General features: G+C 69.3%; 16 protein-coding genes. 8 read left to right on the forward strand and 8 right to left on the reverse strand.

Annotated elements, in window-relative coordinates:
• Positions 1–211 precede the first annotated feature (211 nt).
• Together ASD79_RS23650 and ASD79_RS02395 are read right to left on the reverse strand one after the other, a co-directional pair.
• Positions 212–385 carry a hypothetical protein gene (locus ASD79_RS23650; RefSeq protein WP_156400323.1) on the reverse strand — a complete coding sequence of 58 codons (174 nt, stop codon included), beginning with the start codon at positions 383–385 and terminating at the stop codon, positions 212–214.
• A gap of 107 nt (positions 386–492) precedes the next feature.
• A complete protein-coding gene (locus tag ASD79_RS02395; RefSeq protein WP_056719447.1) occupies positions 493–1,047 on the reverse strand; it encodes a DUF427 domain-containing protein in 555 nt (184 codons plus the stop codon).
• 186 nt (positions 1,048–1,233) lie between these two features.
• Between ASD79_RS02395 and ASD79_RS02400 the strand changes: the two genes are divergently transcribed.
• Positions 1,234–3,135, forward strand: coding sequence for a peptide MFS transporter (locus tag ASD79_RS02400; protein WP_056719448.1), 1,902 nt, complete (start codon positions 1,234–1,236; stop codon positions 3,133–3,135).
• Positions 3,136–3,302: 167 nt separating this feature from the next.
• Here ASD79_RS02400 and ASD79_RS02405 read toward each other — a convergent pair whose 3' ends face one another.
• Positions 3,303–3,782 (reverse strand): cupin domain-containing protein, encoded by a 480-nt coding sequence (locus ASD79_RS02405; protein WP_056719449.1) that lies wholly within the window; start codon positions 3,780–3,782, stop codon positions 3,303–3,305.
• Positions 3,779–4,525 (reverse strand): hydroxyacylglutathione hydrolase, encoded by a 747-nt coding sequence (gene gloB / locus ASD79_RS02410; protein WP_056719450.1) that lies wholly within the window; start codon positions 4,523–4,525, stop codon positions 3,779–3,781. Before gloB ends, ASD79_RS02405 begins: the two co-directional genes overlap by 4 nt.
• A gap of 90 nt (positions 4,526–4,615) precedes the next feature.
• On the opposite strand from gloB, the gene ASD79_RS02415 reads away from it, so the two are divergent.
• Both ASD79_RS02415 and ASD79_RS02420 read left to right on the forward strand, forming a co-directional pair.
• Positions 4,616–5,452 carry a class I SAM-dependent methyltransferase gene (locus ASD79_RS02415; RefSeq protein WP_056719451.1) on the forward strand — a complete coding sequence of 279 codons (837 nt, stop codon included), beginning with the start codon at positions 4,616–4,618 and terminating at the stop codon, positions 5,450–5,452.
• The gene (locus tag ASD79_RS02420; protein WP_007668349.1) at positions 5,449–5,793 is read left to right on the forward strand and encodes a P-II family nitrogen regulator; all 345 of its coding nucleotides are present in this window, start codon (positions 5,449–5,451) and stop codon (positions 5,791–5,793) included. The genes ASD79_RS02415 and ASD79_RS02420 overlap by 4 nt, the downstream gene beginning before the upstream one ends.
• A gap of 118 nt (positions 5,794–5,911) precedes the next feature.
• Here ASD79_RS02420 and ASD79_RS02425 read toward each other — a convergent pair whose 3' ends face one another.
• Positions 5,912–7,468, reverse strand: coding sequence for an MFS transporter (locus tag ASD79_RS02425; protein ID WP_056719452.1), 1,557 nt, complete (start codon positions 7,466–7,468; stop codon positions 5,912–5,914).
• A 91-nt stretch (positions 7,469–7,559) separates the two neighbouring features.
• Between ASD79_RS02425 and ASD79_RS02430 the strand changes: the two genes are divergently transcribed.
• The gene (locus tag ASD79_RS02430) at positions 7,560–9,089 is read left to right on the forward strand and encodes a phospholipase D-like domain-containing protein (RefSeq protein ID WP_056719453.1); all 1,530 of its coding nucleotides are present in this window, start codon (positions 7,560–7,562) and stop codon (positions 9,087–9,089) included.
• Here ASD79_RS02430 and ASD79_RS02435 read toward each other — a convergent pair.
• From ASD79_RS02435 to ASD79_RS02445, 3 genes are all read right to left on the reverse strand, one after another.
• Positions 9,025–9,822, reverse strand: a complete 798-nt coding sequence (locus ASD79_RS02435) for an endonuclease/exonuclease/phosphatase family protein (protein WP_056719454.1) — start codon at positions 9,820–9,822, stop codon at positions 9,025–9,027. The genes ASD79_RS02430 and ASD79_RS02435 overlap by 65 nt on opposite strands.
• Entirely contained in the window at positions 9,819–10,487 is a 669-nt protein-coding gene (metW, locus tag ASD79_RS02440; RefSeq protein ID WP_056719455.1) for a methionine biosynthesis protein MetW, read from the reverse strand. Before metW ends, ASD79_RS02435 begins: the two co-directional genes overlap by 4 nt.
• A gap of 151 nt (positions 10,488–10,638) precedes the next feature.
• Positions 10,639–11,790: a homoserine O-acetyltransferase gene (locus ASD79_RS02445; RefSeq protein ID WP_056719456.1), complete on the reverse strand. Its 1,152-nt coding sequence runs from the start codon at positions 11,788–11,790 to the stop codon at positions 10,639–10,641.
• 88 nt (positions 11,791–11,878) lie between these two features.
• Here ASD79_RS02445 and ASD79_RS02450 point away from each other — a divergent pair, with 88 nt between their 5' ends.
• The 4 genes from ASD79_RS02450 to ASD79_RS02465 are packed head-to-tail and all read left to right on the forward strand — an operon-like array spanning position 11,879 to position 14,539.
• Positions 11,879–12,391 carry a histidine phosphatase family protein gene (locus tag ASD79_RS02450; RefSeq protein ID WP_056719457.1) on the forward strand — a complete coding sequence of 171 codons (513 nt, stop codon included), beginning with the start codon at positions 11,879–11,881 and terminating at the stop codon, positions 12,389–12,391.
• Positions 12,388–12,732, forward strand: coding sequence for a DUF952 domain-containing protein (locus tag ASD79_RS02455; protein WP_056719458.1), 345 nt, complete (start codon positions 12,388–12,390; stop codon positions 12,730–12,732). The genes ASD79_RS02450 and ASD79_RS02455 overlap by 4 nt, the downstream gene beginning before the upstream one ends.
• Entirely contained in the window at positions 12,729–13,805 is a 1,077-nt protein-coding gene (locus ASD79_RS02460) for a quinone-dependent dihydroorotate dehydrogenase (protein ID WP_056719459.1), read from the forward strand. Before ASD79_RS02455 ends, ASD79_RS02460 begins: the two co-directional genes overlap by 4 nt.
• Positions 13,802–14,539, forward strand: a complete 738-nt coding sequence (locus ASD79_RS02465) for a TVP38/TMEM64 family protein (RefSeq protein ID WP_056719460.1) — start codon at positions 13,802–13,804, stop codon at positions 14,537–14,539. Before ASD79_RS02460 ends, ASD79_RS02465 begins: the two co-directional genes overlap by 4 nt.
• Positions 14,540–14,541 lie beyond the last annotated feature (2 nt).

The following is a 14,541-nucleotide window of genomic DNA, read 5'->3' on the forward strand; positions in this document are numbered from 1 at the left end:
CGTAGGACCGCGCAGCGGGCCGAAGCGCCGGGACCCAGAGCAACCGCAGTGCGCTGGCCCCTGGGTCCCGGACAGCCTCTGCGAGGCTTCCGGGATGACAACCGTTAGTGAGGGCTGTGACGCTACTCAGGAACTCAAGCGTTCTATTGAGTAGGGACCCCTAGGGCGCTCGTCGCGTTTCGCGCGAGTCGGGGCGCGAGTCGGGCGTGCGTCAGAAGAAGACGGCGCGAGCCACGGCGATGATGCCGACCCAGGCCGCCAGGCTGGCCGCGACCGCCAGCAGGCGCGCCCAGGCCACGGGCGGAAGGCCGCGTCCCGGCGCCTTGTCCAGGGCCTTCTGACGCGCCGCGGCGCGTGCATCGGGATCGTAGCCCATATAGGCCATGACGTTTCCTCCGGCGCCTCTCTGGGGAGGCTTAGCGCTCAGGCGCCGTCGTCATGGAGCGCCCGAGACGCTAACGAACGTTTACTAACCTTATAGGCGAACGCGGCTCATATGGCGCCGGTTCCCCGATAGGGCCGGTCAATCAGCCCTGGCTCGTCGTCCCGGATGGCGTCGCCTTCCCAGGCCTCGTCGTCGGGCATGACGACATTGGGCGGCCAGTGCTCGGCCTGGCTGGCGCCCGAACCGCTGTCGGTGTGGCGGACCACGTCGTTGACATCCAGCGCCCGGGTCTCGGCCGGCGTCAGTCCGGCGCGCTTGAACTCGACATATTCGGGATGGAAGGCCAGGCGGCCGGTGATCTGGCTGACGCCCAGCGGCGGCGCCTCATGGGACCAGGCGGCGTCCTCGATGATCTGCCGGTCGCGCACCAGGGTGTAGTAGGTCGCCGGGCCCTTGTGCGGATCCTGGGTGACCGTGCCGGACTTGCGCAGGAAGTCCATCGCCACGTCCGCGCGCGGGAAATAGCGGACCGGCGCGAGGTTCGCCTCGCGCAGCAACAGCACGTCGCCGCTGTCGGCGAGCTCGTGGCCCTCGAACAGCACCTCCACCCGTCCCGGCTCGCGCGAGCAGGTGATCGGATGATCCTGACCTGGCGTCGTCATGCTGGTTTCTCCCGTATCGTGATGACGGTCTTGAAGAAACGCGCGGCGCCCCCGTGGGGCTCCAAGGCGGCAAGCCATTGCTTGTGAAACGCCGACTCCCGTGATCTTCTCCCCGCCGAATGGGGAGGGCGAGGGCGAAACGACCAAGTCGACGCCGGCGCCGCTTGAAGATCTCAAGGTTAGTGAATGAATATCGTTGTCGCCGTGGGGATCCTGGTCACGCTCGTGACCGGCGTGCCCGTGCTTATCCAGCTTTTGCGCGGCCACCCGCGCGGCCTGATCATCTGCTTCCTGGCCGAGATGTGGGAGCGGTTTTCCTACTACGGCATGCGCGGCCTGCTGATCTTCTACCTCACCCAGCACTTCCTGTTTGATTCGAAGACCGCCGGCGGCCACTACGGCTCCTACACCTCGCTGGTCTATATCGTGCCGCTGCTCGGCGGCTTCCTGGCCGACCGCTATCTGGGCACCCGCAAGGCCGTGGCCTTCGGCGCCATCCTGCTGGTGGCCGGCCACCTGACCATGGCGGTCGAGGGCCGTCCGGCGACCCAGACCCTGGCCTATGCCGGCCAGACCTACGAATTCCAGGTCCACGGTCGCGGCGAGGAACGCGTCGCCAAGATCCTGGTCGCCGACAAACCCTACGAGGTGGCGGCCAACGACAAGGGCGACTTCGAGATCAAGAACCTGCCCGCCCAGTCGGTGATCCCCGGCGTGCTGCCCAAGGGCAGCTACGAGCTGGGCGTCAAGGACCGTGACCCGCTCTATCTGAACATCTTCTGGCTGGCCCTGGCGCTGATCATCGTCGGCGTGGGCTTCATGAAGGCCAATGTCGCCACCCTGGTGGGTCAGCTCTATCCGCAGGGCGACCCGCGCCGCGACCCCGGCTTCACCCTCTATTACTACGGCATCAATCTCGGCTCGTTCTGGGCGGCGATCCTCTGCGGCCTGCTGGGCGTCAATGTCGGCTGGGGCGCCGGCTTCGGCATGGCGGGCATCGGCATGCTGGCCGGCTTCATCGTCTTCGTGCTGGGCAAGCCCTGGCTGCTGGGCAAGGGCGAGCCGCCCGAGCCCAAGCGGCTCAAGGCGCCGGTCGTCGGTCCGATCAACCGCGAGGGCCTGATCTATATCTCGTCGCTGGGCGTCGTCGGCCTGGTCTTCTTCCTGGTGCAATACACCCCGGTGGTCAGCGCCACCCTGATCGCCGGCATGTTCGGCTCGCTGGGCTACATCCTGTGGTTCGCGTTCGTCAAATGCCAGAAGGTCGAGCGCGAGCGGCTGCTGCTGGCCGTGGTGCTGGTGCTGGGCGCGGTGGTGTTCTGGACCCTGTTCGAGCAGGCCGGCTCGTCGCTGAACCTGTTCGCGGCCACCAACGTCAACCTGCAACTGCTGTCCAAGCCCGTGACCTGGTTCAACGGCGCGGTGATCCTGGGCGCGCCCGAGCAACTGGCGGCGGCGGGGATCGACCCCAAGAGCGGCTTCTGGGTCAACACTTCGTTCAACGCCGCCCAGACCCAGGCGATCAACGCCGGCTGGATCCTGATCTTCGCCCCGGTGTTCGCCGCGATGTGGACCTTCCTGGGCTTCCGCGGCCGTAACCCGGGCCCGATGGTCAAGTTCGGCCTGTCGCTGATCCAGGTCGGCGCCGGCTTCCTGATCCTGCTGATCGGGGCGAACTTCGCCGACGGGGCGTTCCGCATGCCGCTGATCTTCCTGATCGTCATGTACATGCTGCACACCTCGGGCGAGATGTTCATGTCGCCGGTCGGCCTGTCGCAGATGACCAAGCTGTCGCCGCTGTCGATCGTCTCGTTCGTGATGGCGGTCTGGTACATGGCCCTGGCCATGGCCAATCTGTTCGGCGGCTGGATCGCCGGTATCGCCTCGACCGAGACCATCGGCGGTCAGGTGCTGGATCCGGCCGCGGCCATGGTCCAGTCGCTGCTGGTGTTCAAGATCATCGGCCTGATCTCGATCGGGATCGGCGTGCTGTTCCTGGCCCTGTCGCCGATCCTCAAGAAATGGTCGCACGGCTCGGACGACACCAACCCGGAGCCGGTGGCCGAGCCGGCCTCGATCGCCCCCTGAAGGAAAGGCCCCGGAGCGATCCGGGGCCTTTTTCGTTCGGGCGTATCCCCAACCTTCACCGCTCATCCCGGCGAAAGCCGGGACCCAAGCGAAGTCGGCGGTTCTGAACTCAGCGCTCCGTCCTGAAGCTCGGCTTGGGTCCCGGCTTTCGCCGGGATGAGCGGAATTTATGGGGTCGGCCGCCACCCCTCCGGCGCCAGCTCGAAGCCCTCGAACCGGAACCCCGGGGCGACGGTGCAGCCGACCAGGGTCCAGGCGCCCAGGCTGACGGCGGTCTGCCACCAGCCGGTGGGCACCACCACCTGCGGCCGGCAGCCGGCCCGCAGGTCGGGGCCCAGGGTGTGGGCGGTCATGCCGACGCCGTCGGGCGGCGACAGGGTCAGCGAGATCGGCGCGCCGGCGTGGTAGTGCCAGATCTCGACCGCGTCGATCCGGTGCCAGGCCGACATCTCCTGCGCCTGCAGCAGGTAATAGATCGCCGTCGAGGCCGGACGGACCCCATCGACGGAAGCGTCGGCGAAGGTGCGCTTGTACCAGCCGCCTTCCGGATGCGGGGCCAGGTCGAGCAGGCGGATGATCTCCCTGGCGCCCAGGTCGCCGGAAATGCCCAAGCCCTCTCTAGAGGGGGAGGCTTCGATGCCGCTCATCCCTTGAAACCGTCCTTGGCGGCGCGAATCTCGCCGAACGCTTCGGCGGGCGCCAGATGGGCGCGCAGCAGGGGCGCGCGCAAGAACGGATTGGTCGCCTTCTCCAGGCCGATGGTGGTCGGCACCGTCGGCTCGCCGCGTTCGCGGGCGGCGAACACCTGGTCGGCCCGGGCCCTGAGCGCCGGGTCGCTGTCCACCGACAGGGCGAAGCGGGCGTTGGAGGCGGTGTATTCGTGGGCGCAATAGACGGTGGTGTCGTCGGGCAGGGCGGTCAGCTTGGAGAGCGACCCCCACATCTGCTCGGCCGTGCCCTCGAACAATCGGCCACAGCCCAGGGCGAACAGGGTGTCGCCGACAAAGGCGATGTGGCCCTCGGCGTCGTGATAGGCGATGTGGCCCAGGGTGTGGCCGCCGGTGTCGATCACCGACAGGGTCGTCTCGCCCAGCTGGACCGTGTCGCCCTGGCCGACGGGGCGGTCCAGTGGTGCGATGCGGGTGACCTCGGGCGGGCCGACGATGGTGGCGCCCGTCGCCGCCTGGATCGCCGCGTTGCCGCCGGCATGGTCGGGATGCCAGTGGGTGTTGAGGATCAGGTCGAGGCTCCAGCCCAGCTTTTCCAGCTGCGCCAGGATGGCGTCGGCGTCCGGCGTGTCGATGGTCGCCGTCGTTCCCGTGGCGTCGTCGCGCACGAGAAAGCCGTAATTGTCGGACAGGCAGGGAAACTGATGGACGGTCAGCGACATGCTGGGACTCCTCAAGGCTGCCCAGAGCGTCAGAGGTGACGCGACCGGTTCGCCCACCTACATAGATGACGCTGCAGACCGGGAGACTCAATGCGTCGCGACGTGCTCGATCTCAGGGCCTTCTACGCCACCCCCCTCGGGCGGTCGGCGCGCGAGATGCTTGGCCGCAAGGTCGAGGAGGCGTGGGGCGACGCACGCGGTCTCGACGTGCTGGGCCTGGGCTACGCCACGCCCTTCCTCGACCTGGCCCGCACCAGCGCCCGGCGCGTGGTGGCGGCCATGCCGGCGACCCAGGGCGTCGAGGTCTGGCCCAGCGGCGGGCGTAACCAGGCGACCCTGGTCGAGGAGACCGCCCTGCCGTTCCCCAACGCCATGTTCGACCGCATCCTGGCCGTCCATGCCCTGGAAGAGGCCGACGACCCCGCCGCCGTGCTGCGCGAGATTTGGCGGGTCATGGCCCCGTCCGGCCGGTTGATCGTCGCCGTGGCGTCGCGCGACGGCCTGTGGGCCGGATCCGAAAGCACGCCGTTCGGTCATGGCCGTCCGTTCAGCCGTCACCAGCTGGAGGCCCTGCTGCGCGAGGCCGACCTGGAGCCGGCCGGCTGGACTCGTGCGCTCTATGTGCCCCCCATGGCGGTGATGTCGCGCTGGACCGAGGGCTTCGAACAGGTCGGGGCCCGTCTGTGGCCGCGCTTCGCCGGCCTGATCCTGATGGAAGCGGTCAAGCAGACCTTCGCGGTCAAGCCGCGCGGCAACCGTGCGCGGGTGCGGGTGTTCGCGCAGGGGGTGCTGACGCCCTCGCCGGGAGGCCCGGCGCCTGTTCGAAAGGCGCCGAGCGGTCTAAATGCCGCAAGGCCCTTGGAGCCTTCGATTTCCAGGCCTAGCCTTGAGTCGCAAACACCGTCGCCAGCGAGAGCCGCGCCATGAAGATGATCGTCGCCGTTATCAAGCCCAGCCGCCTCGACGCCGTGCTTGAGGCGGTCACCGAGGCCGGCGCCTCGGGCCTGACGGTCACCGAGGTTCGCGGCTACGGCCGCCAGAAGGGCAAGACCGAGGTCTATCGCGGCGCCGAGTACGAGGTGAAGCTGCTGCCGAAGGTCAAGCTGGAGATCGCCGTGCCAACCGATGTGGTCGACTCGGTGGTCGAGGCCCTGCAGCGCACGGCCAACACCGGCAAGATCGGCGACGGCAAGGTGTTCGTGCTCGACTTGGAACAGGCCCTGCGGATCCGCACGGGCGAGCGCGACGCGGCGGCGATCGCGGGCTGATCCTCACTGCGTCCTTCGAGGCCCGCTGCGCGGGCGCCTCAGGATGAGGAATTCAGTTGCACTAGCGTCCTCATCCTGAGGTGCGAGCCGAAGGCGAGCCTCGAAGGACGCTGGGCCCCTACCGCTCCAGCTCCCGCAGGTCCCGACCCCGCGTCTCGGTCCCGAACCAGGCCATCAGCGCCATGGCCAGGACCAGGGGCGCGATGATCATCAGGGCGGCCACCTTCAGCGGCGGCACGGCGGCGAGAATGCCCAGAAGCTGGGCGATCAGCCCGCCCGACTTGCTGCAGGCCGCCACCCAGCCGGTGGCGCGGCCGCGGATCTTCAGCGGGTAGCTCTCGGCGGTGTACGGCAGCAGGATGGCCAGCAGGCCGTTGGTCCCGATGATCATGAGGGCCACGGGCAGGACCGGGCTGACGCCAGGCCCGATGGTCAGCACCCCGGCCACGCCCAGGGCGCTGACGCCGATGCTGACGACCAGCGACCACTTGGTGCTCCAGCGGCTGTAGAGGAAGGCGCAGACGAACACCGTCGGGAAGGCGATCAGGGCCGACTTGGCCAGCAGCTGGCTGGAGACGCCGACGCTGTGTCCCTCGGCCACCAGCTCGGCCGGCAGCCACAGCAGCAGGCCGAAATTGACCAGGCCCCAGGCGACGGCGGCGATGCTCAGAGCCAGGGTCATGCCGGCGTAGCGCGTGGAGATCGGCGGGACGGTCAGGACGTGGTGATGCTCCTCCGGCGTCTCGACCCGTTCGCGGACCACCGAGCCGAACCGCTTCATCACCGCGTGGGCGGCGTCCATCCGGCCGATGGTCATCAAGAACTTGGCGGATTCGGGGATCGCGCCGGACAGGGCGATCAGGATCAGGCCGGTCGGCAGGTTGAGGAACCACATGATCCGCCAGCCGAACTCCGGCTGCAGCAGGGCCGAGCAACTGCTGGAGGCCAGGTAGCCGCCCACCGCGCCCAGGCCGCCGACCAGGACCAGGCTCCAGCCGCGATGCTTGGACGGCATGGTCTCGGCCAGCAGGGCGTAGACCACGGGCAGCAGGCCGCCGGCGGCCGCGCCCATCATGAAGCACATGATCACGTTCCACCAGAAATCGGGCATGGCCCCGCAGATCGAGGTGCCGACGAACATCACCGCCGACAGCAGGATCGAGGCCCGTCGGCCGAAGATGTCGGCCAGGATCCCCCAGATGATCGAGCCGGTCACCGTGCCGCTCAGGGCCGCGAACGGCAGCCAGGCGACCATGGCCTTGGAGACCCCGTACTCCTTGAGCATGCCCGGCACGACGAAGCCCAGGCTGGCCGGCTTCATGATGTCGATGATCAGGGCGACCACCAGCACCAGCATCAGGGCCCAGTGGGCCAGGGACAGCGGCGCGTCCTCGGGCGGGGTGACCTCGACGGTGTGGTGGTCGTGCTCGTGGTGCAGCCCACGACGAGGCAAAAGCCCCCAGCCGGCCAGCGCGCAGCCGGGCGGGATCATCAGCATGCCCACCGTCATGCCCAGGTCCATCGGCATCCCGGCCAGCCGGTAGCCGATGTCGGCGCCCATCAGGTACATCGGCACGTGCAGCACGACCCCGGCGGTGACGATCAGGCAACCGACCCAGAACGCCCACAGGCGCTTGCGATCCGACAGGACGTGGTGATCGGCGTGAGCGGTCATGGTGGTCCAGAAATCGCGTCGAGGGGAGGAGTGCAAGCGGAGCCATAACATGGGTCGATGCGCTGAGGAATTTCCGTGGCAAAAGGGAAACATGGCCGAAGACGCATCTCCACTCACCCACGCCTCGCTACTTGCGCCGGGCTCCACCTGCTGGCGTGTCGAGACCGCGGATCGGCTGGCGCTGTTCATCGACAATGACGAGGCGTTCGACGCCCTCAAGGCCATCCTGCTGTCGGCCAGGAAATCGATCTGGATCCTGGCCTGGGTGTTCGACCCGCTGACGCGGCTGGACCCCGACCGGGTGAGGAAGAGCCGCGACCCGCAGCACGTCGATCGCATCGGCCTGCTGCTGCGCCGCCAGGCGGCGCTCAATCCGGCGCTGGACGTGCGGATCCTGGTCTGGGACATGCCGTTCCCGATCGCCGCCTCGCAGCTGTTCGGCCCGCATCGCGGCCAGGTGTTCTTCGCTGGCTCGCGGGTGAAGTACCACCTGGACAACACCCTGCCGGCCAGCGCCAGCCATCACCAGAAGGTGGTGGTGGTCGACGGCTCGGTGGCCCTGGTCAGCGGCGGCGACATCGGTGTCGACCGCTGGGACACGACCCAGCACCTGGACAACGACCCGCGCCGTCGCCTGCCCACGGGCCATCATTATCCTGCTCGCCACGAAGTGGCGGCCATGGTCGACGGCAAGGCCGCCGAGGCCCTGGGCGAGCTGTTCATCAGCCGCTGGCGCAAGTCCACCGGCGAGATTCTCGCGCCGTCGCCCAAGCCCGAAGAGGCGCCCTGGCCCGACTTCCTGACGCCGGACCTGCGGTCCGTGGACCTGGCCATCTGCCGCACCCAGCCGGCCTGGAAGGGCGACCCCGAGATCAACGAGACGATGCTGATGCACCTGGCGTGCATCAAGTCGGCCAAGCGCCTGATCTATCTGGAGAACCAGTACCTGACCTCGCCGATCATCGTCGAAGCCCTGGCCGAGCGGCTGGCCGAGGACGATGGACCCGAGGTGGTGACGGTCGGGCCCGCCCACAGCCCCAGCTATTTCGACCAGATGACCATGGACAGCGCCCGCACGGCGGCGATCAATCGCCTGCATGAGATCGACGTCCACGGCCGGTTCTCGGCCTTCAGCGCCCGCACGCCGAAGGGGGCGGCGATCATCGTCCACTCCAAGGTGGCGATCATGGACGACCGCGTGCTGCGGCTCGGTTCGGCGAACCTGAACAACCGCTCGATCGGGCTCGACACCGAGTGCGACATCGCCTTCGAGGGCCGCGACGAGACCTCGCGCGCGGCGATCCGCGCCTTCCTCGGCCGGTTGATCGGTCACTTCCTCGACCACGAGACCGGCTATGTGCTCGAGACCTATGACCGCGAGGGCGGCCTGGCGGCGACGATCAACGCCCTGGATCGCAAGGGCGGCGAGCCGCGGCGGCTGGCGCCTGTGCCGCCCCGCCAGCTGACCGGGGTCCAGCAGTTCATCGCCGACTGGAGCCTGGGCGACGCCACCGCCCCGGACGACGCCTGGCGGCCCTGGGGCCGCCGCACGCGGCTCAAGCGAGAGTTGGCGCGCCTGATGGGCCCGCCGCCGGCCCTGCCGGATCATCTGCGGCGGTGATCTCCAGGTCGACGACCAGCGGCAGGTGGTCCGAGGCCACCCGGGCCATGGCGCCGTAGGGCGAGCTGACGCCCACGGTCTCCAGGCCCTTGGTCAGGAAGACATGGTCGATGCGCATGAACGGGAAGCTGGACGGGAAGGTCGCCGTGGGCGTCTGCCGCCAGGTGGGGCTCTGGGACTGGGCGTCACGCAGGGCGGCCCGCAGCAGCCGGTAGGTCGCCGAATAGGGCGTGGCGTTGAAGTCGCCCAGCAGGATGCCCGGCGCCTTCCAGGCCTCGTGCGCCATCCATTGCTCGCCCAGCAGGGCGGCGGCCTGCCGCCTCTGCTCCTGGGGCACGAGGCCCAGGTGGGTGTTGATGATCTGCACCGGCGTGCCGCCGACATCGACCGTCACCCAGATCGCGCCCCGAGGCTCCAGGCCCGGGATGCGGGTGTAGAGCGGCAGGCCGTCGGCCTTGACCTTCTTCTCGGGCAGCCAGGTCAGGATGGCGTCGCCGTAGAGTTCCTCCTCCACCGTCATGGCGGGATGGAAGTGCGAGGTCATCTTCAGCAGTTCGGCCAGCCGGTGGGCCTGGTCCACGCCCCGGGTGCGGGCCCGGCGGACGTCCAGTTCCTGCAGCGCCACCACGTCCGGCTGTTCCGCGGCGATGACCTCGGCCACGCGCTCGACGTCGAGCTTGCGGTCGGTGCCCACGCAACGGTGGACATTGTAGGTCATGAGGCGAAGTTTCATCCGTCGAACAGATCGCCCGAGATCGCGGGAGGTTCCCCCGCCGTCGAAGTTCCGGCCGGCGGCGGATTGCGGCTGAGCATGAACAGGCAGCTTTCGGCCCGCCAGTTCTCGACGGCCTTGGTCGGGTCGATCTGCCGGGCGGGGCCGTTGCCCGCGAAGGCGGCGCAGGCGTCGATCCGCACGTCCAGGTCGTCGGTCAGGGCCAGGAAGTCGGCCAGGGTGCAGAGGTGGATGTTGGGCGTCGACCACCAGGGCAGGGGCAAGGCCTCGGTCTCGGGCATGCGGCCGCGGTGCAGCAGCGACCAGCGCACCCGCCAGTGGCCGAAATTGGGGAACGAGACGACGGCCCGATCGGCGATGCGCAGCAGCTCGTCCAGCACATGGCGCGGCTGGCGCGTGGCCTGCAGGGTCTGGGACAGCACCGCGTAGTCGAAGGTGCGGTCGGGGAAGTGGTCGAGGTCCTGGTCGGCGTCGCCCTGCACCACCGACAGGCCGCGCGACATGCAGGCGGCGACCCCGGCGGCGCTGATCTCCAGCCCCCGGCCGTCGACCTGCTTCTCCTGGGTCAGCAGGTCCAGCAGCACGCCCTCGCCGCAGCCAACGTCCAGCACCCGCGAGCCGGGGCGGACCAGGCGCAGGATTTCCTTGAAGTCTTCCCGGATCATCGTCCTCCCCCTCTGGGGGAGGTGTCGGCGAAGCCGACGGAGGGGGGAGTGATAGGCAGGCGATCGCATCCCGGATCGACGACCTCGAACCTCCCCCCACCGGCCTTCGGCCGCCTCCCCCACGGGGGGAGGGCCTCGAACGCGCGACCCATCACAAGCCCCGCTCCCTGTCCACCGAACCCATGAACCCCAGCAGGGCGGCGTCCATCACCGGTTCGTCCAGCAGGAAGGCGTCATGGCCCTTGTCGCTCTCGATCTCGACGAAGGCCGCCCGGCAGCCGGCGGCGGTCAGGGCCCGCACGATGTGGCGGTTCTCGGCGGTCGGATAGAGCCAGTCGCTGGTGAACGACAGCACGCAGAAGCGCACGTTCCGAGCCCCGGCGAAGGCCTGGGCCAGCACCCCGCCATGGCTGGCCGCCAGGTCGAAATAGTCCATGGCCCGGGTGATGTAGAGATAGGAGTTGGCGTCGAAGCGATCGACGAAGCTGGCCCCCTGGTGGCGCAGATAGCTCTCCACCTGGAAGTCGGCGTCGAAACCCCAGGACAGGCCGTCGCGCTGCAGTTCGCGGCCGAACTTCCGCTGCAGGGCGGGCTCGGACAGATAGGTGATGTGGGCGGCCATCCGCGCGACGGCCAGGCCCTTCTCCGGCCGCGACTTGCCTTGCGCGTAGGCACCGGCCTTCCAGTCGGGGTCGGCCATGATCGCCTGGCGGCCGACCTCGTGGAAGGCGATGTTCTGGGCCGAATGGCGCGAGGCCGAGGCGACGATCACCGCCGAGAACAGGCGCTCGGGATAGTCGGCCGCCCACTGCTGGACCTGCATGCCGCCCATCGAGCCGCCGACCACGGCCGCCAGGGTCTCGATCCCGAGCGCGTCGATCAGCATGGCCTGGCCGCGCACCATGTCGGCGATGGTGATCACGGGGAACGTCAGGCCATAGACCTGGCCGGTGGCCGGATTGATCGAGGCGGGGCCCGTCGAGCCCATGCAGCCGCCGATCACGTTCGAACAGATGATGAAATGCCGGGCCGGGTCGATCGGCTTGCCGGGACCGATCAGGCGGGTCCACCAGCCAGGCTTGCCGGTGGTGGGATGCGCGCCGGCCACGTGCTGGTCGAGGGTCAGGGCGTGGCAGATCAGGATCGCGTTGGTCCCGTCGGCGTTCGGCGTGCCCCAGGTGCGATAGGCGATCTCCAGATTTTCCAGCTGGGCGCCGGAGTCGAGCCGCAAGGGTTGGCTGGACGGGAACCGCCAGGTTCCGCCCTCCGACAGCACGGGCCCGGCGAAATCGAGATTTGCCATGCCCGCCTTGGACCGCTTGACGTCCCCTGTGTCAACTAGCCCCGTCAACCGCGCTTCCGGAGCGCGACGGCGAAGGCTATGGAGGATCATGGACCGACTGATCCTCATGCGCCACGGCAAGGCCGAGCAGCACGCCGCCACGGGCGGAGATTTCGAGCGCGCCCTGGCCCCGCGCGGCCAGGCCGACGCGACCCTGATGGGACAGGTCCTGGCCAAGGCCGACCTGGCGCCCGACCTGGCGCTGGTGTCCTCGGCCCGGCGCACCCGCGAGACCTGGGACGCGGCCAGCCCGGCCTTCCCGGCCGCCCAGGCGCAGGTCCGTCGCGACCTCTATCACGCCGAGGCCCAGGACGTGCTGGCGGCGATTCGCGAAGACGCCCCCGACAGCGGCACGGTCATGGTCGTGGGCCACAATCCCGGCCTGCACGAGCTGGCGGTGCGCATGGCGATGGGCGGCGCGGCCGACCCGGCGCGCCTGGCCAAGCTGCGCGGCAAGTTCCCCACCGCCACCGTCGCGGTTTTTTCGATCGATCCGGATGGAGCCCCGGCCTTGATCCACCTGTTCTATGCTTCGGAAAACGGCGGGCACGGCGGCGAATGAGCAAGATCTACAAGATCCTTTCCCTCGGGGAGTGGAACGCCGCGCGCGTCGCGGGCCGGTTCGCCGGCTCGGCCGTCGACCTGGCCGACGGCTACATCCACTTCTCGGCCGCCGACCAGGCCCAGGAAACCGCCGCCCGGTACTTCGCCGGCCAGGCCGACCTGGTCCTGTTGACCGTCGAGGCCGACCTCCTCGGCGAGGCGCTGAAGTGGGAAGCCTCGCGCGGCGGGGCGCTGTTCCCCCACCTCTATCGTCCGCTGGAAGTCCACGAGGTTTCGGCCGAGCGCGCGCTGGCCCTGGACGCCGGCGGCGTGCCGGCCCTCGGCGAGCTGCCCGCATGAGCCCGCACGACATCGCCGCCCGCGCCCTGCTGGCGCTGGACCCGGAAGACGCCCACGGCTGGGCGATCAAGGGCCTGAAGATGGGCCTGGGTCCGCGTCAGTCCGACGTCGACGACCCGATCCTGGCGATCACCGTCGCCGGCCTGCCGCTGTCCAACTGCGTCGGCCTGGCCGCCGGCTTCGACAAGAACGCGGAGGTTCCGGCCGCCATGTCGAAGGCCGGCTTCGGCTTCGTGGAATGCGGCACCGTCACGCCCCTGGCCCAGGCCGGCAACCCGCGCCCGCGCCTGTTCCGCCTGACCCAGGACCAGGCGGTGATCAACCGCATGGGCTTCAACAACCAGGGCCTGGAACCATTCGCCGCCCGGCTGGCGCGCCTCAAGGCCCAGCGCGCGTCCAGGAACGGGGATGCCATCGTCGGGGCCAATATCGGGGCCAACAAGGACGCCACCGACCGCATCGCCGACTATGTCACCGGCCTGGCCCGGCTGTGGGGGTTGTCGGACTATTTCACCGTCAACATCTCCTCGCCCAACACGCCCGGCCTGCGCGCCCTGCAGACCAAGGCTGCGCTGGAGGACCTGCTGGGCCGCATCGCCGAGGCGCGCGGCCGGCTGAAGGCGGCGGGCACGGTCGACTACCCGATCTTCCTCAAGGTCGCGCCCGACCTGGAGGACGGCGAGGTCGAGGCCATCGTCGCCACGGTCAAGGCCGCCGGCCTCGATGGGATCATCGTCAGCAACACCACCATCGCCCGCCCCGGGGACCTCGCCTCGCCCCAGGCCGACGAAGACGGCGGCCTTTCGGGCAGGCCGCTGCTGCGCGCCTCGACCGCCATGCTGGCCCGGTTCCACGCCGCCAGCAAAGGCGAGCTGGCCCTGATCGGGGCCGGCGGCGTCGCCAGCGGCGCCGACGCTCTGGCCAAGATCCGCGCCGGGGCCAGCGCCGTGCAGCTCTATTCGGCCCTGGTCTATGGCGGCCCCGGCCTGGTGGGCCGCATCAAGCGCGACCTGGCGGCGCGGCTGCGCGCCGAGGGTTTCGCCTCGGTGACCGACGCGATCGGCGCCGCATGACGCCCGACAGCACCCTGGCCTGGCTGCGCCGCTTCGGGCCGTTGGGCGCGTTGCTGATCCTTCTGGTCGTGGCCCTGGCCACCGGCCTGGCCGGCAAGCTGTCGCTCGAGACCCTGCAGGCCCAGGGCATGGCGCTGCAGGGCTTCGCGGCGGCCCATCCGCTCAAATGCGCGATGATCTACGTCGTGATCTATGTGGCCACCGTCTCGATCTCGCTGCCCGGGGCCCTGATCCTGTCGCTGACCGGCGGCTTCCTGTTCGGACCGATCGGCGGCGGCGCCGCGGCGGTGACCGGGGCCACCGGCGGCTCGACGGTGGTCTATCTGGTCTGCCGAACCGCCTTCGGCGACTTCCTGCGACGCAAGCCGGGCGCGCTGCTGTCCCGGGTCGAGGAGGGCTTCAAGACCAACGCCTTCTCCTACCTGCTGACCCTGCGCCTGATCCCGGCCTTTCCGCTGCTGCTGGTCAATGTCGCCTCGGGCCTGATGAACATTCCCCTGCGCACCTACCTGCTGGCCTCGTTCCTGGGCATGATCCCCAGTTCCTTCGTCTATGCCGGGATCGGCTCGGGCCTGGGCCATATCTTCGCCAGCGGCGAGCCGGTGACGATGCACAGCCTGTTCTCGCCGCGGGTCTATCTGCCGATCGTGGCGATGGGCGCACTGGCCTTGCTGCCGCCGCTCTGGCGTTATTGGCGGCGTCGGCGCGTTGCCGAAGCCGCAGACGTGAAGTAACC

It is taken from the genome of Caulobacter sp. Root655 (assembly GCF_001427665.1).
Classification (GTDB): Bacteria; Pseudomonadota; Alphaproteobacteria; order Caulobacterales; family Caulobacteraceae; genus Caulobacter.